The sequence below is a fragment of the Leptospira andrefontaineae genome (genome assembly GCF_004770105.1).
Classification (GTDB): domain Bacteria; phylum Spirochaetota; class Leptospiria; order Leptospirales; family Leptospiraceae; genus Leptospira_B; species Leptospira_B andrefontaineae.
This window is the reverse complement of sequence record NZ_RQEY01000026.1, coordinates 156942-176012: the sequence shown is the minus strand read 5'-3', so window position 1 is coordinate 176012 and position 19071 is coordinate 156942. Positions and strand designations below refer to the sequence as shown.

The window sequence follows — 19071 nt, the reverse complement described above, 5'->3', positions numbered from 1 at the left end:
TTCAACGTACCGACCTTGATAACACAGGAAAGAAGGCTTCAGCCATTACGCATGGCTCAATCTCTTCCAAAGTATGATCTGATACATTATGAATATTAAATATTCCACGATGTTTGTTTACGATCATATCGACAGCGGTCAAACCAAGACCCATTCCGAACCTTTCCAATTCAGGAAATTCCTCGACAGGAGGGAGAAGACGATAAAAAGGACGAGTCACTAGGACCTCTTTATTTTCTTCATCCACGAGGTGCTGGGCGGAAATGACAACATTCTTAACTGCCAAACAGAAATATCCGTCTATCTTACCGAAATAAACATCGATGAAGGTCGACTTCTTGGAGTATTTCATTGCATTCAAGATCAGCTCATCGAATACGATGCCGATCCAATCCTGTTGAATCTTGACCGATTCTTTCGATTTACTGGACGAAAAACGTATCTTCAGATCTTTTTTATCTAAAAAAGGAAGGAATGCCTCAGATCTCTTGGTTAAAATATTTACCAAGTTACATATTGAAATTACCTCCATCTTCGCTTGCTCTCCAGCCAAAGATAGAATGGTCGACAAAGCACCTAATTGCTTTCTTAAAACATCCTGACTTGAATAAAGAAGATTTAATATTTCATCATTTACTAATGCTCCGTTTTCGGTAGTTTGATGCCCCATCTTCAGTAGATCGATAAGGGAAAGAATAGTACCGATCCCTGAGCCTTGGGAAAAGGAAGTATTCAAGGATTTTATAGTAGAAAGCGATAATGAGTTTTCATCGGATTTCCGGATTGATTCTTTATACGTTAACCAATCCAGCTGTTCTTTCAATACGTCACGATTGGATCTTTCCATATCGGCTTGAAAATCTCTCAGAGTGCTGTATTGCAAAGCTAAGGTGATCGTTCTATCGAAAGTTTCTTTCGTAACCGGCTTGACCAAGTAATCGAAGACGCCTAACTTCATTACCTCAACAATCTTCTCAGGTTCATATAGAGAAGATTGAACTATAATAATTGCATTTGGATCCTTTTCTTTCAGTTCCCGTATAAAGGTTGTTCCATCTTGCTCAGGCATGACCAGATCGACAAGATACACCGAATAAGGCCTTGAAGCAGAAAGGAACTTCTTCATTCCTTCTTTACCGTTCGAGGCAATATCGAAATCCCAATTCATCTTTCTGCAATAATGATCGTAAACTAACGCTATCTCCGGTGAATCATCTATTATCAGAATTTTCCCAGTCCCGGATTGTTCCGAAAGCACCTGCATATCGACAACTTGATCTAAGTCCCGGCTCATATAAGCTTTCTTCTCCTGTTCTTATTACGCTCCTCTGCTGAAGATCAAAGATCGCAATCGAACAAATTTTAGAGACTCGAGATAGAACTAAATTCTTACGTTAGTCTATCACTTTTGAAATTTCTTAACAGAATTAATATAAATGCATTTTGATGCGTGTATGAAGAATATAACTTTGGCCACAAACATTAGGCAATTGTCTTCAGGAAAACACAGTAAAATTGACAAACATCAATTGCGCTCTCGATGAGATTGACTAATATCAATTTTACAGAGAGTGCAATTGACAAATATCCTGCTCAGTAAAAAGAAAAATATTTTAAATTATATAGATGGAAATTTGCACCGACTGGCGCTTGAGGGATCATTACTAAAATTTTTATGGATAGAATAGCTAAATAGAAAATAGATCGAAGAGTATAATATCTACTTCACAAGGAAACAGATACTATACTCTTCTAGTTCCTTTAATGCAGAAGGTAACTTTGTAATAACTACTCTTCTTCGATTGGCGCACCGGGTGCATTTTTCTTAACAGATTCGATCCCATTCTCGCAAGCTTGTTTAGAAGAATATCCTTCACTTGAAGCAATAATCTCTCCGTTTCCAGCCTTTAATCTAAATCTGTATTCTCCTTTAGCATCCTTATAAATTACGAATTTTGCAGACATCTTCAACCTCCAAAGGTGGAAAAAAATATAGTGCGAAGTTAAAGAGAGAGTCAATTTATTTTCGGGATCTTACAACCGAAATTCCATAAGGTAGGATTAGGCAATGATAAGGCAGTATCGAATCTTTACCGTCCCCTCTAATTCCATTATAATCCTAGATATACATCGCCAATTGCAAGAGGATCGAAATGGACCGATTTTTTAAAAAGGATAATCATAGAACCGGCATCACAAGAATAAGATCGAAAAACATAATTGTTCTTCCATATATATTCTTTCTTTTTTCTACCTTATTTACATGTTGTGTGTCTACCAAATACCCAAACTCGGATCATTTCGATGGGAAACGTTTTTACAATCCAACACAGGTTGAAGAAAATGGAATATGGAGAATTTTAAAACTTCTGGCCACGATTGATCTTGAAGAATGGCCAAAGAAGGTTCAAAATGAACAAACTAATCCCATTAAAACTCCATTATATAAAGATCAAATAGCGATCACTTTCATCAATCATGCTACGGTACTGATCCAAACCCGTGAAATAAACATTCTTACTGATCCGGTTTGGTCCGAGAGAATCAGTCCGGTGAGTTGGGCCGGAACAAAAAGAGTAAGAGAACCAGGCATTCAGATGGCGGATCTTCCCCGAATAGATCTGGTAGTTATAAGTCATAACCATTATGATCATCTAGACCTGGAAACTTTGAAAAACCTAAATAGAAAATTCTCACCTAAATTTTTAGTTCCACTGGGAGATAAAGGACTCCTGCAATCTGAAGGAATTTCTAATACAGAAGAAATGGATTGGTGGGAAACGATTAAAATAGAAAAGAAAGCAGAAGTGACATTTGCTCCTACACAACATCTTTCCGCGAGAGGGATATTCGATTGGAATCGCAGTTTATGGGGTAGTTATATGATCAAAATCGGAAATAGAAGAGTATATTTTGGCGGTGATGCCGCGTATTCTTCTCACTATAAGGCAATTAAGAGACGTTTAGGCGAACCTGATATTTCTCTTTTACCAATCGGAGCTTATGAGCCTAGATGGTTTATGAGGTTAGTCCACATGAATCCTTCGGATGCGATTCAAGCTCATAAGGATTTAAGTTCTAAACTTTCTATCGGAATACATTTTGGAACATTTCAACAAACAGAGGAAACAATAAACGCACCTGTTGAAGAATTAAAGAAGGAATTACTTAATGCTGGATTGAATTTAAGTAATTTTATAATACAGAAAGAAGGAATAGGGCAGATCTATTAAATTTTCTAAATCTATTTCAGTTATTCAATGCAAGTCTAATCCCCACCCCAAGCTGTAGGTAAAAAGTATTTAATATTCGTCCTGTAAATTGATCGGAATAGATTCGAGTACTTTGTTTATAAAACTCTACCATATAAAAATACTTAGAGTTAGCATGATAATTCGCGCCAATCCCAATTCCCCACGAATAAGCCCGCCCATTCGTCATTGCCGAATTTCGAGCAAAATAATCATCTCGGGAATTTGCATGTATATTATCGCTCGTTGGAAAACTTATCCCAGCTTTTAATTTAATGTAAGGATCGAATTTGTGTTTAGGAAGAAGATGAGCAGAAAGAAAGGTTAACGCCGATATATCAGAATATACTTGGACGTCTTTCGGCAAAGTTGTTACATCTTCATTCAATGCGAAATGGATTTGTTTCTGAACCCTTTGTCTAACAGCCTGAACAGATTGACCTTGAAAAGTAAATCCGTAGCCGATATAATCGGTCCATCCGGATTCCAACTCGATTCCATATAAACCTGTACTTTGATAAATCGGACGATCGTATGTAGAAATTGCAGGCATTCCTACTATATTCCTTTTCACTTCGCCCATTTGTATCCGGTTTAAAAGATTATGATCATAATCTTTTTCTGCATCTATGAATGAACCGCTTGGAGGTCCGAGTGATCCTCCGTAAAAGAATGAAAAAGAAAAATAATCCTTAGAAAATCCAACTTTAGAATTTGCGTCTTCTGTATAAGTCGAAAAGTCATTTCGAGGAACCATTTCGGCCATTAACAATTCAGGAAATCCGAGAATGAACGAGATTAGAAAAGCAAACCGTTTCATCTTTTACTCCTTCAAAAATCGCTAACGTATTAAAATTATTCGACCTTACCTTGGAATAAATTGGTTCCTTTTTGAATTAACTTATTATCAAAAGATTAACGAGCCTCACCTTTTCAACAAATCCAAAGCCACATCGACAATCATATCTTCTTGGCCACCGACCATTTTACGGTTGCCTAATTCGATTAGGATATCAACCGTTTTGACCCCGAATTTTCGTGAAGCTTCTTCTGCATGGCGCAAGAAACTAGAATAAACGCCTGCGTATCCAAGCGCTAATGTTTCCCTATCTACTCTCACCGGCCTATCTTGTAATGGACGGACTAAATCTTCTGCAGCATCCATTAAGATAAACAGATCAGTTCCATGGTTCCAATTCATACGAGAGGCTGTCGCTATAAATACTTCTAAAGGGGCATTACCAGCACCGGCGCCCATGCCAACCAGGCTAGCATCAATTCTGTCACATCCTTCTTCAACAGCGACAATAGAATTAGCTACTCCTAAGGAAAGATTATGGTGAGCATGAATTCCTGTTTGGGTTTCCGGTTTTAGAATATCCTTCAACGCACGAAAACGATCTCGAATATCGTTCATGTTCATAGCTCCGCCGGAATCCACCACGTAAATACATTCCGCTCCATAACTTTCCATCAGTTTGCCTTGTTCTGCTAACTTTCGAGAGGAGATCATATGACTCATCATCAGAAAACCAACTGTATCTATTCCCAAATGTTTCGCATATTCTATATGTTGCTTAGAAATGTCCGCTTCTGTACAATGAGTCGCTACCCTAACGGAACGGACGCCTGCGTTATACGCATCTTTAAGATCGTGAATAGTTCCTATTCCTGGAAGAAGTAAAGTTGCAATTTTTGCATGTTTTACGATTTTAGAGGCTTCTTCGATCATCTCCAGATCTGTATGAGCCGAAAATCCGTAATTAAAACTGGACCCTTGGAGTCCATCTCCATGCGCAATTTCTATACTATCCACTTTGGCATCATCAAGCGCCTGCACGATATTATTCACATGAGTAAGTGAATATTGATGACGAATTGCATGACTTCCGTCCCGCAAAGTTACGTCTGAAATAAAAAGTTTTTTGTTACCCGGGAGGGTCATTTCACAATCTCCTGTAGATTATAGTTTTTTAATTTAGATATCCTTTCTCCAGTTGCCAAAGCTGCAGAAGTCATTATATCCAGATTCCCTGCGAAAGAAGGCAGATAATGTGCCGCTCCTTCCACTTCTATAAAAATAGTGGTTTTTAATCCGGAAAGTGCACCGATACCAGGAATTTTTAAAGGTCTATCTTCAGGAATAACATCGAATAAAACTTTTTGTTTCAAACGGTAGCCAGGCACATAACTTTGGACTTCTCTCACCATTTCTAAAATCGATGTTTCGATCTTAGATTGATCCTCTAACTTCGAAAGAATATAAATTGTATCTCTCATCATTGGTGGAGGCTCTGCAGGATTCATCACAATGATGGATTTTCCTTTTTTTGCTCCGCCAACCGATTCCAATGCTTTCGAAGTTGTCTCCGTAAACTCGTCTATATTCGCCTTAGTACCAGGCCCTGCAGACATACTACTAATGGAGGCAACAATTTCCGCATAATAGACATCTACTATTCTGGAAACTGTGTATACAATCGGAACAGTTGCCTGGCCGCCACACGTGATCATATTAATATTCTTTTGGTTTATATTCTGCTCCAGGTTTACTACCGGCACACAATAAGGTCCAATTGCAGCGGGAGTTAAGTCGATCATCCGAATATTTTGATTTTCTTTTCTTAATATTCTATCGTTCTCAATATGAGAAGAAGCAGAAGTAGCATCAAATACGATCTCTATTTCACTAAAATTAGGAAGCTCTAATAAGCCCTGAACTCCTTTATAAGTGGTCGGAACTCCTAATCTATTTGCTCTGGCCAATCCATCGGAGTTTTGGTCGATACCGACAAGAGCACTCAGCTCCAGGTCTTTTGAATTTCTCAAAATTTTGATCATTAGATCCGTTCCAATATTTCCGGATCCAATGATAGCTGTTTTTACTTTTCTTTCCATAATAAGAACCTAATTTATAAATATAGAATTAAACCATTTTACAAGTAACTCTTCCAAGTCCCTTAATCTCTACATCCAGATCATCCCCAGATTGAACAGGCACCATAGGACCCAATGCGCCGGATAAAATAATCTCCCCCGCCTTGAGGTTTTGGCCTCTCTCTATTAAATTTTTCGCAAGCCAATAAGCTGCTCTCAGTGGATGATTCAAACAAGCAGCTCCGGATTCCCCTGTTGGTCCATCGAAAAGGCCAATAGGGATTTTTTGCTCGGCTTTGGATTCTTTGTTTCGGATCAGAAACAATTTTCTGCACTACGAAAATTAGATGGGGCGATCTTTCATCCGAAAGGAAGATTTGGAGACATTCCATCAGTCACCTTGTTTGATCCCTCCGGTCTTCCAGTGGAGGCTGTTTATTCTTCTCCTATCCATCATATACCAAGAGCAAATACTAAAAGAGTTTGGAATCATTTTGATACAACCAAACGTATCAATGCACCTCAACCAAGTATCTCCGGCCCTCCGGAAGTAATTAGATTAGGACATTCAGTTTTTCTAAAGCAGGAATTCTTTAAGAATGCACAATGGTATTGTAATACATTCGGACTGATCCCTTCCGATATTCAAATACTTCCAGGATCAAAAGAACCTGTTCTGGCTTTTCTTAGATGTAACAGAGGAGAGGGATTGACCGATCACCATACGATTGTAATTGCTACTGGAGCAGACGATCGTTTAGAACATTGTGCCTTCGAGTTAAGGGACTTAGATGAAATCGCTCAAGGTAGAGAGTGGTTACTCAATAAAGGCTGGAAACCTGCCTGGGGGTTGGGGAGACATTTATTAGGAAGCCAAGTATTCGATTACGAAAGAGACCCCGCTGGTATGTTAGTAGAACATTATACAGATGGGGACAAATTCGATCATTCGGTTCCTGTGGGATTCCATGAGATCAGTCGAAAAAGTTTGTATCAATGGGGGCAGGATATGCCCGAAGATTTTTTAGACACCAGATTGAATTTTCAAACCCTAAAGGAACTGTTCAAGGGACTAGTTGCAGGAAGGGAGATCCGGATCAAAACATTAATACAAATGAAAACAATGGCTTCTAAATCCCCTAGAAAATGGATTAAATACTAAGGAGAAGAGAATGGCGAAGAATTATATCCGATTTGAGAAAAATAATAAAATTGATTGGGGATTTTATAAAGACGGATCAATAACCTCTTTAGGACTCGGAGATATCAACACGAAAGAATTTTTAGGGTCCATTCAAAAGAATGCGAAAATAAAAACCGGAACAAAATATACTTTAGATAAAGTTTCCGTCCTCTCTCCTATTACAGCTCCATGTCAGATCGTATGCCAAGGCGCAAACTATAGACAACATTTGATAGAATCAGGCCTAAACCCAGATGATAAATCCTATAATATGTTTTTTACAAAGTCGGATGCTTCCCTTTCTTCACCTATAGGCAAAGTGATCCGACCAAAACATGTAAAACTCTTGGATTATGAAATTGAATTAGGATTAGTCTTCGGTAAAAGAATTGATTCAAATTCAAGGGTAACTTTAGACAATGCTTCTCAATTTGTAGCTGCATTTTTTATGGCAAACGATATCTCCGCAAGAGATATTCAATTACCGCAACTCCAATGGTATAAAGGAAAATCCTACAGAACATTCTTACCTGCTGGTCCAATGCTTGCAGTATTAGAGCCGGGTGATTTTGAACTTTTAGAAAGTTTAGAACTAACCTTACTAGTAAACGATGAGATCAGACAACATGACACTGCTTCCAATTTAGTTTATAAGCCAGCTGAAACAATTGTAGAACTATCAAAATTCTGTAATATAAATCCGGGAGACATTCTTATTACAGGCACTCCTTCCGGTTGCGCATTAAGAGCTCCGGGGAAATTGGTTCAAAAGATCGCGGGTCTTTTATCTGAGAAGAAAAAATGGGAACTATTCGTAAAAGGCCAATCCAAACGAAAAGATTATCTCCAGCCTAAGGATAAAATCCGATCTTCCATCCGGACTCCAGATCGAAGAATCGATCTAGGCGACCAAATTTTGACTGTAATCCAAGATCCTATTTAGAAACTTCTACCCTTCGATCAAACTTTGCCCATTGCAACTTTGCGTTTACTATGAAGATACCGATAATTACAAGTAAAGCACCACTAAGATCATACACATTAGGAGTTTCTCCTAGGACCCAGGAAGTTAACATTGCAATTACCGGGATCAAGTTACCGAAAATGACAGCTTTATCAGGACCTACTGCTTGGATGCCGAAATTCCAGCATAGATATCCTAAGAAAGTACTTAATCCAGCCATATACAGGATCGCCAACCAAGCTGAATTAGGAATGATCGAAAATTCTGTATTCCAATCTCCATTAATCAAAGTTAAAACCAATAAAGCGATTGTTCCGAATAACGCTGTAAATGCAGTCGTTTGGATTGTAGAAACTCCCGGAATATACTTCTTCATTCCTACTGAGTAAAAACTCCAGCAAGAGGCCGCGATCAAGATAGGCAGTATCCCTTCTCCATGAAATGCATTAACAAGAGCAGATACACTGCCGTCAGAAATTACAAGTGCAACTCCTAGAAAGGAGATCAAAGTTCCAAGATAATGCTGGATCTTAACTTTTGTGTTTAAAAGGAAATAAGAGAGAAAGATTGCAATTGCTGGGCTCGCAGCAATCACAATAGCTGCATTCATAGGAGATGCTTTTTGCATTCCAATAAAAAAGAAAAAATTGAATCCGAAAACCCCAATAATCCCGAGCGAAACAAATACTAATAAAGTTCTTCGATCAACTTTTAACAATTTTCTATTCGTAATGAACACGAACAAAAGTAAGAAGAAGGTCGCAAATATGAAACGAAGTGCTCCAGCCAGACTTGGTGAGAAGTAAGTAAGCGCTTCTTTTGCTACGTGAAATGTGGTCCCTGTAATGAGAGCAAAAAATATTAGAGAAAGGTATGGTTTGAATGATTGCATTTTAAGTTCCTATTCTTTTTTTAAAAGAGTTTCATATTCTTTTAATTTCGATTTTGCGAGCCGGATCATTGATTCCAGATCCTTTTTCTTTTGTTCCAGTTTTTGAAGATGAGTTTCTAAGATGCGGATCCTTTTATTCAAAGGTGGTTTGAAATTTTCCCCACTCTCTACTTTATCCCAAATACATCCTTCGATGAAGAATTCCTTGATATCATCTAAAGACATATTCATCTCTTTTAGGGCTTTAATTCCCATAAGATGCCGGATCTCCTTTTCTGAATATTTTCGATCTTTTCCGTACATCCTTTCAGGTTTGCGCAGAATACCGATTTTTTCGTAATAGCGAAGAGTATAAGGACTGAAATTCGTGATCTCTGAAATTTCGGAAATGCTTAGAAATTTGCTCATTCAGATCCTCCGGATATTTTGAAATCCTAAAGATGAGACTGACCTAGAGTTAGCTCTAAGTGTAAATTTATCTCAGAATTCAGGGAATTTTTAGTCCAATTAGTATGAAAAAAATATTATTCACTCAACGAGCAGATACCCCTCATTGGGTCGGAGATGGTTTTCCTGCAAGATCCATTTTCAGTTATAGAGATATCGCCAAAGATATTTCTCCATTTTTATTAATGGATTATTTAGGCCCTGCCGAATTTGCTCCGTCAAGATCGAGTCATCGTCTTGGAGTTGGTGAGCATCCTCACCGAGGTTTCGAAACAGTTTCAATTATCTTTTCAGGCGAATTGGAGCACAGAGATTCTTCCGGTGGCGGCGGCATTATTAGGGCCGGTGACGTTCAGTGGATGACAGCGGGCTCTGGACTTACTCACGAAGAGTTTCATGGAAAGGAATTCTCGGAAAAAGGCGGGGAATTACACGGCATTCAAATTTGGGTCAACTTACCGAAAGAATTTAAAATGACCAAACCCAAATACCAAGGAATCAGAAAAGAAAATATTCCAGTTGTTCAACTCCCGAATGGAGCAGGACACCTAAGAGTGATTGCTGGTGACTATGACGGAACAAAAGGCCCTGCGTCGACTTTTACCCCGATCAATTTGTGGGATATTCATCTTAAAGCCGACCAACTTGTTGAGTTCAAAGTTCCGATCGGCCAAACAGCCGTTGTATTTGTTGCTCATGGATCCATTGCTATCAACGAAGATCAGTTCCTTGGAGATGCAGAAATTGCAGTCTTAGAGAGAGAAGATGATACCTTTACTCTTAAAGCTACCCAAGATACGAAACTTATGTTTTTGGGAGGCATGACAATAGACGAACCCATCTTCGGATACGGACCATTTGTAATGAACTCGTCAGCCGAAATTGCTGAAGCTTTCAGAGATTATGAAAACGGAAAAATGGGGGTCCTCGAAAAACTTGAGGGCTCGGAATAAGAAGAGAAACTTTAACCTTTACTTAAGGACTTCGTCCCTACTCAAAAAGTATCCGCATCTTCTTGCTAAAAATATAATGCTGCAAGAAGACCATATCATCCGGATTAGAATCAAAAAAGTTCACACCTAATTGGTATTTTCCATTTCCGATTTCCAGGAATCGGACTACTTCTCCCCTTAAGACTAAATTTCTTTCCGAGATCGGGATGAACATCTTAATGATATTATGCTGCTTTAAATAATTGAAAGTCCTTTCGTCTTGTATCTCAAAGAGAAGACCGTTCATACTGATATCCAGGATACGAGTTACTGCTTCTTCATTTCTAAAGTTTTCTTGGCGGATATATACTTTTGTTAAAGCATAAGTAAGAATATCGCCCAATTCTTCTATATATAATGCCTGTTGTTGTACGATAGAAAATTTATCCATCGCAGTAGAAAATACCCTTACATAACCGATCGGATCGTTGAATAAACGAATTGGAGTAACTATATAGGAAATTAAGAAGTTACGAACTTCTTCTTTTTGGAGTTCTCTAAAAAACTCATCCGCCTTTGCCTGGCCTCTAGTTTGGATTAAACGTAGATACTCGTCGCGGAAATTATCTAGATAAGGATCCTTCTCCTCTCCTATATAACTTTTAATTAATGAACAATCCGGAACATAGACGGAACGATTATACTTTTTGACAAAGTCTCCGAAAAATCCTCCGTCTTTTCCTGGTCCGAAAAATACGATCTCGTAATCCTTTGAGATCCCCAGAATATATTCAGTAACCATTAAGTTGATCAACTTAAGACTTGGATTATCCTTTTTGATCTCCTTCATGAGATGAAAAAATCTTTGCTCGACGCTTAAATTCTTTCCAAGTTCTCTTTCTCCTCCGCTCAAGGAGCGATAGAGGATCACATAATTCATAAAAAGATCGTCTACTGCGACCCTGAGATTTTTACGGAATGCGGCAGCTTGCAATTCGGAAGGGATCTTGACCCGAACATGATCTTCCCAAAAATCCAGAAGTACAACTTCGAACTGATAAAGTATATTCAAGATTTCGAAACTGATTTTTGCCCTTAAGATCCCTTTGGGCTGGAGATAAGGAACATATAGAACAAGTGTATCCTCGCTGACTTCTTCAACAACGGAAGTAAGCTTCTCCCCTTCATAATCGAATGGAAATTCTCTTTGGTCCGCTTTCAAACTATAGAAGAGGTGTTTAACTAAATTAATATCCGAACCGATGATTGTTTCTCCAAACATCGTTTCTAAAATCGTAATCAGTTCCTGAAGTGTATCCGATCGTCCTACAGCCATGGCGGTCCGGGTAAAATTCTCCCGTATCTTTATTTTCGACTCCGGGACTTTAGGAATCCAGTCCCACCTTCCGGAAATCGTAGCATTCTTCTTTTTTTCTAAAATGAGACATATACGAGTATTTTCCGGAAGGAAATTGTTCGGGGGATTTTTATGCTTCTGCCGAAAAATAAATCATGGCAGAGAACAAGTCCGAACTGAATCCAGAACTTTTCGATATGATGCGTCGTGGACAACTTTCCGCGAATAAGATCCTCAACTTGATTTCACTCAGAGAACTTGTGGATAAATTCGCTTCCAAACCATTTTTGGAAGGAGAAAAACTCCAAGAGATCAAAGAACGCACAGGAGTTGAGCCGGACATTCTAACTTGGGGTGATTATTTCCAAACTGAGATCGCTTCCCGCTATTTTGATAAAGCTGATTCTGAATTTTCTAAGATTGTGGATACTATTCGTTTCGATCTTATCTCTGCTCATCTGATCTTCTCCGATAAACCTGATTATTTTGTGGACTCCGTTAGAGGCCAAGCTCTTGTTTCCAAGTCCATCGATAGTAGTTTCTGGACTTTAGAAGACGAAGAGAATGTTCATTTAGAAATTTTACTGGATTATTACGACCAAATGGGGATAGGAGAAAAACCTCTTTCTATCTCAGATAGAGTTTGGTACGAAAGTTTTGAATTAAAACAGGAAGCTGTTTAATGGCATTAGTTGATTCAGAAACAGTAGAACTTTCTTCCGAATCTAGAATAGAAATTCTTTATCTGAATAACCCGGAAACCAAAAACTCCATGACCGTTCCTATGGGTCTGGAGTTTAAAGCTCATATTGAAAATTTAAAAAAGAACCCGCCTAGAGCGGTTGTGATTACCGGTAAGAACGATATCTTCTCTGCCGGCGGTAATTTCGAATTATTAAAATCTTTTGCTGAGAAATCTTTCGAACAAAACAAAAAAGAAATGTTCGAATTTTATAATCTATTCTTGAGCGTTAGAGATCTAAACGTTCCGGTAATCTGCGCAGCGAATGGCCATGCGATAGGTGCAGGCCTCTCCATCACTCTTGCTTGCGACCTTAGAGTTTTTGCGGACGAAGGAAAATACCAATTTAATTTTGTGAAATTAGGGATCCACCCAGGAATGGGATCTAGCTATCTTGCGAAAGAATTATTCGGAATGGAAACTGCAAACAGACTTTTATTCTTAGCGGAAACCGTAAGCGGTAAAGAAGCTCTTTCATTAGGGATTTGTTATGATTCGGTCCCGAAAGCGGAAGTTTTACAAAGAGCAACGGAAATCGCGATTTCTCTCAGCGAAAGTGCTCCAATGGCGCTTAGCGAATTAAAGAAGAATATTTACGATCGCGAAAAACTAAACGCTGCTTTGCGTAAAGAAGCGGAGTCTCAGGCTCTTAACTTCCTTTCCCAAGACTTCAGAGAAACTATCAAATCTATTGAAGAAAAGAGAAAACCGGTTTTTAGAGGACTCTAATCCTAGAGGTTCTTTAATAAAGGTTTTAATTCTAAAAGAATCTGTTCTTCAGGAATTGCTAAATCTAGTTTATCAACCTTTTTAGGAATTCTTCCGGAAGATACATCATCCCCCAATGCCTTGATCTTCGTTAGGATAGCTTGATCCGTACAATTTGAGATAGAAATAATATTTGGGACTTCTTTTCCCCAAGAAAATTTTAGTCCAGGCGAATCTACAAAGAAGGATTCAGTGATCCCATCTCCTTCTTTGTCTATCATAGTATAAACTGTGGAGTCTCCGGTAACTACAGTGACTTTTTTCCCTTTTAAAAAACGATCTACTTTGATCCGGGTATTTGTCATATCCCGGTTCCAAATATAATAATACAATTTATCTATCTGAGAATCTATCAGTCGGTCCACTGCGGTCTTGAAAAGTTGTCCGTATTTTTTTCCGACTTCTTCTTCTCCTTTCATGAGACCATCTACTTCTCTTGGAGTGGTAGAATGCAGATAGAAATCAGGAAGTCCATTGGAATGATTCGTATAGAATATTTGCTCTTTTCTATCACCAGGATACGGATTCGAATCTGCAGAAGTATTATGTAAAAAACCTAATAGGAACTTTTTCCTTTCCCGGGTTTTTGATTGGACCTCTTCGAATCTTGCTTTAAGTGAACTTGTTTTAGGAGAATCTTTTCCGTAAATACGTTCAGTTCTGGAATATTCTGCATATGCAGCCTTCTCTGCCGCATACGATTTCAAAAGTTCATCATCGTATTTTAATAGAAGATCGAATTCTTTATTCTTTTCTTCCGGTTCGGATGAGGCACCCGGAACAGCATTCGCCTTACTTGTTTCCGCCTGGTTTGGTTCTGTTTTAGAAGAAGGTTTGGTTCTTTCCGATTCAGGTAATTTATAATATTCCTGTTCCAGGTCTTTTAATCTGGTGAATTTATAAATTTTATTTAAGTAATCCTTTTCCTTATCCTTTACTTGGCTTGGGTCGTCAAACCCATCCTTTAAAAGAGTAAGTTGTCCTCGGTCGATGATAAGTAACGTGGCTTCTGAAGTGTCTCGATTCAGATTTCTTTCAGGAAGGGCCTTGCCTTCCTTATCCACCAATTGGATATAATGAAATGCTACACGATCTGTGCGGAAATCGTTGATGTTTGTTACATCTGGAGAATTTTGCAGATCCGGAGCTGCTGATAATATGACCCCGGAGATCAAAAGTATGAAAACGACTAAGGTTGTACGTTTAGACCCGGACATATCCTTAATACTATCGGCTTTGGAAAGGGCCAAAACAACCCTTTCACACAGTTAATTTAGAGAGAAAACAGCTAATACTGAAGAAATCTTAGGGCTGTCTTGTATGGGAAGAAGATAATAAATAGCTTAAGCCGGGCAAATCCCCCACTTCTCCGCCTAACTTATATTCGATCCGATTTAGATCAGGATAGTTTTCGAATAATGTTTTTTCAGTAGCTAAGAATGCAGAAGACAATAAGCCCAATTTTTTACGCTCTATCTCTGCAGACTTTTGTTCTTCCGTCATCTGACTTGCGTAAGTATAATCGATGCGGAACTTCATATCTGAAAGTAGATTTTCCAATGTGGACTTTCTCAAATCCAAGATTAGCACATCTCCTCTTTTCCAGATAGAGATCACGGAATCTTGCAAGTTCGGAAGTTTTTTCAGATTTCTATACTGCGCAGAAGCATTCGGAACAGTAGGATCGAAATAACTGGATTCTCCAGCTTCTCCCACTAATGTCAAAACATCGTGTCTGAAATTCTCACCGGTTAAGAGGACTTTTCTTTTTACCGGGAATACCTGACCTTCTCCATCCGAACCGTATATTACGATTTCTTTTCTAGGATCTAGATTAGGCAGATCGTATAATGTGAATGGAACAAGTAGTTTTAATGGATTTTTTCCTGCGAGAATGAAACCGGTCAGGAATAATAATACGATGATCCAAGAATAAGTTAAGAATAATATTCTTTTGGATTCTTTGGAATCGGCTGCTCTGGTTGCTAATTCAAAAACCCAAGTATAGAAAGTGTCCAGATGAGTGAGGAAGCGATTCCAAATTTCCTTAATCTTTTGCAAGTTCATACGCTCTCACACCTTCTAATATACTTTTGGCCAATTTCACTTGGTGGGTTTTATCAGCCAATACCTCAGATTCTTTATTATGGGTGAGGTAACCCATTTCGACCAGGATTGCAGGCATCAAACTTCCCCTTAGCACGGAAAAGTCCGCTTTCTTCACTCCTCTAGACAATATCTTTGGACCAAGGTTTTTTTTCATCTCGGATTCGACACTTCTGGCGAGAAGACGACTTCTTCTTTGGATCATAGAGGACATCATTCCTGCCTGGATCTTCCCGTAGGAGGTCCCACTCTTCTTGCCCGAAATGCCATTTTCGAATAAAGAGACTTCTCTTGCGGTTTCCGTGCTGGGGGTCTGGGATAAATAATATACTTCGAAGCCATTCACATCGGAAGAGATAGAGGCATTACAATGTAAACTTACGAATAAAACTGATCCGCCCTTTTGGATCTCTTTATTTGCGATCTCGGACCTTCTTTCCAATTCTATAAATGAATCATTGGATCTGGTCAGGATCACCCTAACTTCCGGATACACCTTATTAAGGAATTTTTTCAGGAAACGAGCCACCTGCAGAGAAACCAATTTTTCCTGGGTCCCTTTATCGGAAGAAGTTCCCGGATCTTTTCCTCCATGTCCCGCATCCACAATGATCGCAGAAAGTTTCAATCTTTCTGCTTTAGGCAATAGATCAAATATAAGTTCGTCTTCTTTAAGTTCGTAACTTACATCTCCGGGTAATAGGCGAACAAAAATTGCTTCTACCAGATCGGGAGGAAGTAAGAAGTCTTTCTCTTTATATACGACCGGTAAATTCGTTTTTTCTAAACTACCATTGATTGCATAAAAGGAAGCACCGATCCTAAAACGGATCTCACCGGAAGCGTGAGAGATGGAGCCTACTAATGTAGCAGACTCGAATTTAGATTGTAGTCCTGGGATCCTTTTATGGATCTCTTCGAAAGAAACGTATCCGTTCTTGCCGATAGTTTGTATTCTTGACTCGGCAAAAACGGGCGCGCTAAATATTAGAAAGAATCCTAACCCCCAAAGAAGGATTTGATCCTTGTCCAAATTGATCCCTTCTTCTTGTCTGAAGATCTTTTAGAATCGTTGATATCGAATAAGTTACGTTTGCTTTTATCGTAATTCGATTTTTGTTTTTTATTCTCCTGATTTTGGTGATTTGGAGAATGTTGTTTTTGGAAATCGGAACGTTGTTTTCCTTTCTTCTGGTTCTGATTTTTCTGGTTTCTATCTTTACGAGCACCATTGGAACCGAATACACTGTCCGCTTTTTGTAAAAACTCTTGTGCTTCTTGGATAGCAGCTTCCGGTCTTTTTTTATGACCGCCGCTTGGCTTACCTGGTTTGGAATCTCTATTGAAATCTTTTTTACGATCTCCTGATTCTCTATTCCAGTTCTTCTCGCCTCTTTGATTTCCGTTACCGTTACGTTGGAAATCTCCTCTTTGTTTTTTAGGACCTCTGTCGCCTCTTCCTTGGTTTCTGTTCCCATTTCTTTCGACAGGTGCATTATCAAATGCATCTCCACCTACAAAAACTTGGAACTCGCCAGCAGGGAATGTTAGCGCTTCCTCATGAACAGGAAGAACATCTATCTTTTGTTTCAGATATTTTTCGATCTTCTCCAATTCAACATAATCGGACTCAGAGCAGAAGCTGATAGATTTACCAACTCTTCCGGCTCTTGCAGTTCTTCCGATCCTATGCACATAGTTCTCGGTGTCCTGAGGAAGATCAAAATTGAAAACTACTTCGATATTCTCTACGTCGATACCGCGACTTGCGACGTCAGTCGCCACCATAAACTTGAACTTTCCGGATTTAAAATCCCTCATAAGTCTAAGTCTTTTTTTCTGGTCTAAGTCCGAAGAAATTCCTGTGATCGGAATTCCGAACTTTCTGAGAGAATGGACTATTTTAGGAATATTCGCTTTAAAATTTGTGAATATGATCCCTTGCCCTTCCAATTCTTCTGCAAGAATGGAGTTCACCATATAAGGTAACTTCTCCTCTCTTCCCAAATGAACAAGCTTCTGATCTATTCTTTCCGTGATCAGTTTATCAGGATTGATCTGTATCTCAACAGGCTCGTTCATAAAACGATATGCAAGACGCATAACTTCTACAGAGAGAGTTGCTGAGAAAAGTAAAGTCTGCTTTCTATTCTTACATTTATGAAGAAGCCAACGTATATCGTAAATGAAACCCATGTCCAACATACGATCCGCTTCATCCAAAATGAAGAACTCAACCTTTTCAAGATCAGCGCTTCCGCTTCTTGCTAAGTCGATCAATCTTCCCGGGGTTGCAACGATAAGACCATTCAGTCCATTCAGATCTCTGTTTTGGACTTTATAATCCGTTCCACCGATGATTGGGACAACTCTATAGTCCGTATGTTTCAGTAACTTTTCGGCTTCTTCCGAAATTTGGATCACTAACTCTCTTGTAGGAGCAAGGATCAAAGTGCTGACCCCTTGTATTCCTCTTGTCAAGATGGAGTGAATGGTTGGCACCAAGAATGCCACAGTTTTACCGGTTCCTGTTTGTGCTAAACCGGTTACATCCCTACCTTCTATTCCGGGAGGGATTGCTTTTTCTTGTATAGGAGTGAGCTCAGTAAATCCTGCGTCTTGGATTGCTTTTTGCAGGTTAGGCTCTAGATTTAATTCTTCGAATTTCATATTTTTTTAATCGCGATTGAGTGGAATGTGTCGGCGTAGCAGGAGAGGTTTGCGTAGCGAACAAAGAGCCGATGTGTCAGGTATTTGCCTTTCCATCCTTTATCTCTACTAGGATGGTATGACATAGGTTTCTTATATACCGTGACGAGACCGTACATTTTCAACATTTTTTTAAGAGAATCAGGTGAGTAATCCCAAAAATGGTCCGACGGATGAGTACGAAACCATTCTTCAGGATTGGTTTGAAAAGAAGGTCCATTCAATGAAGGAAGACCTAAGAATAATAGCCCACCCGGCTTTAACAATTTATTGATCCTCTCGAAAACAAGTTCCGCATTCGGAAAATGTTCTATTACAAAAAACGCACAGACCGCATCGAAAGTTTCTTTGGGAAAAATGGAATCATCCAAGAACGAACCGGAGACAACATCCAAACCTAATTTGTTTTTAGAATACTCCGCTTCTGTGGAAGAAAGTTCCAAACCTTTCACTTTGTATCCCTTCTTCTCCGCTTCGGATAAGAAGAAGCCAGCGGCAGATCCTATCTCGAAAAGAGTTTTACCTTTCGGATTTTGGAATGCGCTCATGATTTCTAAACGTGCCTTGGCTAAATTTCTAAGCTGAGGTTCATCCTCATAATAGGTCTTTTTGTACTGATTCTTGTATTCTTCTTGAAAATAGGAATCTTCGTAATCCCTTTCCTTTGCCAATTTATAGAAATGGACCCCCGTGCGACGGCATACCATATAGGCTTCCGGATATTCTGGATGAGGTTCCAATTCGAGTATTGAGGACATGCTTGCCTACAAGAAGCTTGTCATAAAGTCTTCCCTACGTAAAGGAAAATCCCCGGGCCTGGAACGAAATACGTGCTTGAAAAAA

20 protein-coding genes are annotated in these 19071 nt (G+C 39.0%); 6 read left to right on the top strand and 14 right to left on the bottom strand.

Annotation, left to right across the window (positions count from 1 at the left end; genetic code table 11):
* Position 1: 1 nt before the first annotated feature.
* Positions 2 to 1294 carry a response regulator gene (locus EHO65_RS19320; RefSeq protein ID WP_135776176.1) on the bottom strand — a complete coding sequence of 431 codons (1293 nt, stop codon included), beginning with the start codon at positions 1292 to 1294 and terminating at the stop codon, positions 2 to 4.
* 494 nt (positions 1295 to 1788) lie between these two features.
* Entirely contained in the window at positions 1789 to 1965 is a 177-nt protein-coding gene (locus EHO65_RS19315; RefSeq protein ID WP_135776175.1) for a YegP family protein, read from the bottom strand.
* 188 nt (positions 1966 to 2153) lie between these two features.
* On the opposite strand from EHO65_RS19315, the gene EHO65_RS19310 reads away from it, so the two are divergent.
* Entirely contained in the window at positions 2154 to 3233 is a 1080-nt protein-coding gene (locus tag EHO65_RS19310; protein ID WP_135776174.1) for an MBL fold metallo-hydrolase, read from the top strand.
* A 16-nt stretch (positions 3234 to 3249) separates the two neighbouring features.
* Here EHO65_RS19310 and EHO65_RS19305 read toward each other — a convergent pair whose 3' ends face one another.
* From EHO65_RS19305 to EHO65_RS19290, 4 genes are all read right to left on the bottom strand, one after another.
* On the bottom strand, positions 3250 to 4071 hold the full coding sequence (locus tag EHO65_RS19305) for a hypothetical protein (protein ID WP_135776173.1): 822 nt from the start codon (positions 4069 to 4071) through the stop codon (positions 3250 to 3252).
* Positions 4072 to 4176: 105 nt separating this feature from the next.
* Complete coding sequence (dmpG, locus tag EHO65_RS19300) at positions 4177 to 5196, bottom strand: 4-hydroxy-2-oxovalerate aldolase (RefSeq protein ID WP_135776172.1); 1020 nt, start codon at positions 5194 to 5196, stop codon at positions 4177 to 4179.
* The gene (locus tag EHO65_RS19295) at positions 5193 to 6149 is read right to left on the bottom strand and encodes an acetaldehyde dehydrogenase (acetylating) (protein ID WP_135776171.1); all 957 of its coding nucleotides are present in this window, start codon (positions 6147 to 6149) and stop codon (positions 5193 to 5195) included. The genes dmpG and EHO65_RS19295 overlap by 4 nt, the downstream gene beginning before the upstream one ends.
* Before the next feature lie 28 nt (positions 6150 to 6177).
* Positions 6178 to 6360, bottom strand: a complete 183-nt coding sequence (locus tag EHO65_RS19290) for a fumarylacetoacetate hydrolase family protein (protein WP_244243591.1) — start codon at positions 6358 to 6360, stop codon at positions 6178 to 6180.
* 54 nt (positions 6361 to 6414) lie between these two features.
* Here EHO65_RS19290 and EHO65_RS19285 point away from each other — a divergent pair, with 54 nt between their 5' ends.
* Both EHO65_RS19285 and EHO65_RS19280 read left to right on the top strand, forming a co-directional pair.
* On the top strand, positions 6415 to 7290 hold the full coding sequence (locus EHO65_RS19285; RefSeq protein ID WP_244243590.1) for a VOC family protein: 876 nt from the start codon (positions 6415 to 6417) through the stop codon (positions 7288 to 7290).
* 10 nt (positions 7291 to 7300) lie between these two features.
* Entirely contained in the window at positions 7301 to 8254 is a 954-nt protein-coding gene (locus EHO65_RS19280) for a fumarylacetoacetate hydrolase family protein (protein WP_135776169.1), read from the top strand.
* Here the strand turns inward: EHO65_RS19280 and EHO65_RS19275 are convergent.
* A complete protein-coding gene (locus tag EHO65_RS19275) occupies positions 8247 to 9167 on the bottom strand; it encodes a DMT family transporter (protein ID WP_135776168.1) in 921 nt (306 codons plus the stop codon). The two genes, EHO65_RS19280 and EHO65_RS19275, sit on opposite strands and share 8 nt — an antisense overlap.
* Positions 9168 to 9176: 9 nt before the next feature.
* Complete coding sequence (locus EHO65_RS19270) at positions 9177 to 9575, bottom strand: MerR family transcriptional regulator (RefSeq protein ID WP_135776167.1); 399 nt, start codon at positions 9573 to 9575, stop codon at positions 9177 to 9179.
* A 104-nt stretch (positions 9576 to 9679) separates the two neighbouring features.
* Between EHO65_RS19270 and EHO65_RS19265 the strand changes: the two genes are divergently transcribed.
* Positions 9680 to 10567 carry a pirin family protein gene (locus tag EHO65_RS19265; RefSeq protein ID WP_135776166.1) on the top strand — a complete coding sequence of 296 codons (888 nt, stop codon included), beginning with the start codon at positions 9680 to 9682 and terminating at the stop codon, positions 10565 to 10567.
* 37 nt (positions 10568 to 10604) lie between these two features.
* Here the strand turns inward: EHO65_RS19265 and EHO65_RS19260 are convergent, their stop codons facing one another.
* A complete protein-coding gene (locus EHO65_RS19260) occupies positions 10605 to 11882 on the bottom strand; it encodes a PilZ domain-containing protein (RefSeq protein WP_135776165.1) in 1278 nt (425 codons plus the stop codon).
* A 176-nt stretch (positions 11883 to 12058) separates the two neighbouring features.
* Between EHO65_RS19260 and EHO65_RS19255 the strand changes: the two genes are divergently transcribed.
* The gene (locus tag EHO65_RS19255; protein ID WP_135776164.1) at positions 12059 to 12586 is read left to right on the top strand and encodes a hypothetical protein; all 528 of its coding nucleotides are present in this window, start codon (positions 12059 to 12061) and stop codon (positions 12584 to 12586) included.
* Positions 12586 to 13374, top strand: a complete 789-nt coding sequence (locus EHO65_RS19250) for an enoyl-CoA hydratase/isomerase family protein (RefSeq protein WP_100724823.1) — start codon at positions 12586 to 12588, stop codon at positions 13372 to 13374. The genes EHO65_RS19255 and EHO65_RS19250 overlap by 1 nt, the downstream gene beginning before the upstream one ends.
* Positions 13375 to 13376: 2 nt before the next feature.
* Here the strand turns inward: EHO65_RS19250 and EHO65_RS19245 are convergent, their stop codons facing one another.
* The 5 genes from EHO65_RS19245 to EHO65_RS19225 form a co-directional block, all read right to left on the bottom strand.
* Positions 13377 to 14630 (bottom strand): hypothetical protein, encoded by a 1254-nt coding sequence (locus tag EHO65_RS19245; RefSeq protein ID WP_135776228.1) that lies wholly within the window; start codon positions 14628 to 14630, stop codon positions 13377 to 13379.
* 88 nt (positions 14631 to 14718) lie between these two features.
* On the bottom strand, positions 14719 to 15480 hold the full coding sequence (locus EHO65_RS19240) for an LIC_10740 family protein (RefSeq protein ID WP_135776163.1): 762 nt from the start codon (positions 15478 to 15480) through the stop codon (positions 14719 to 14721).
* Positions 15461 to 16552: an N-acetylmuramoyl-L-alanine amidase family protein gene (locus EHO65_RS19235; protein WP_135776162.1), complete on the bottom strand. Its 1092-nt coding sequence runs from the start codon at positions 16550 to 16552 to the stop codon at positions 15461 to 15463. The genes EHO65_RS19240 and EHO65_RS19235 overlap by 20 nt, the downstream gene beginning before the upstream one ends.
* Positions 16519 to 18189: a DEAD/DEAH box helicase gene (locus EHO65_RS19230; protein WP_135776161.1), complete on the bottom strand. Its 1671-nt coding sequence runs from the start codon at positions 18187 to 18189 to the stop codon at positions 16519 to 16521. Before EHO65_RS19230 ends, EHO65_RS19235 begins: the two co-directional genes overlap by 34 nt.
* Complete coding sequence (locus EHO65_RS19225; RefSeq protein WP_135776160.1) at positions 18186 to 18986, bottom strand: class I SAM-dependent methyltransferase; 801 nt, start codon at positions 18984 to 18986, stop codon at positions 18186 to 18188. Before EHO65_RS19225 ends, EHO65_RS19230 begins: the two co-directional genes overlap by 4 nt.
* Positions 18987 to 19071 lie beyond the last annotated feature (85 nt).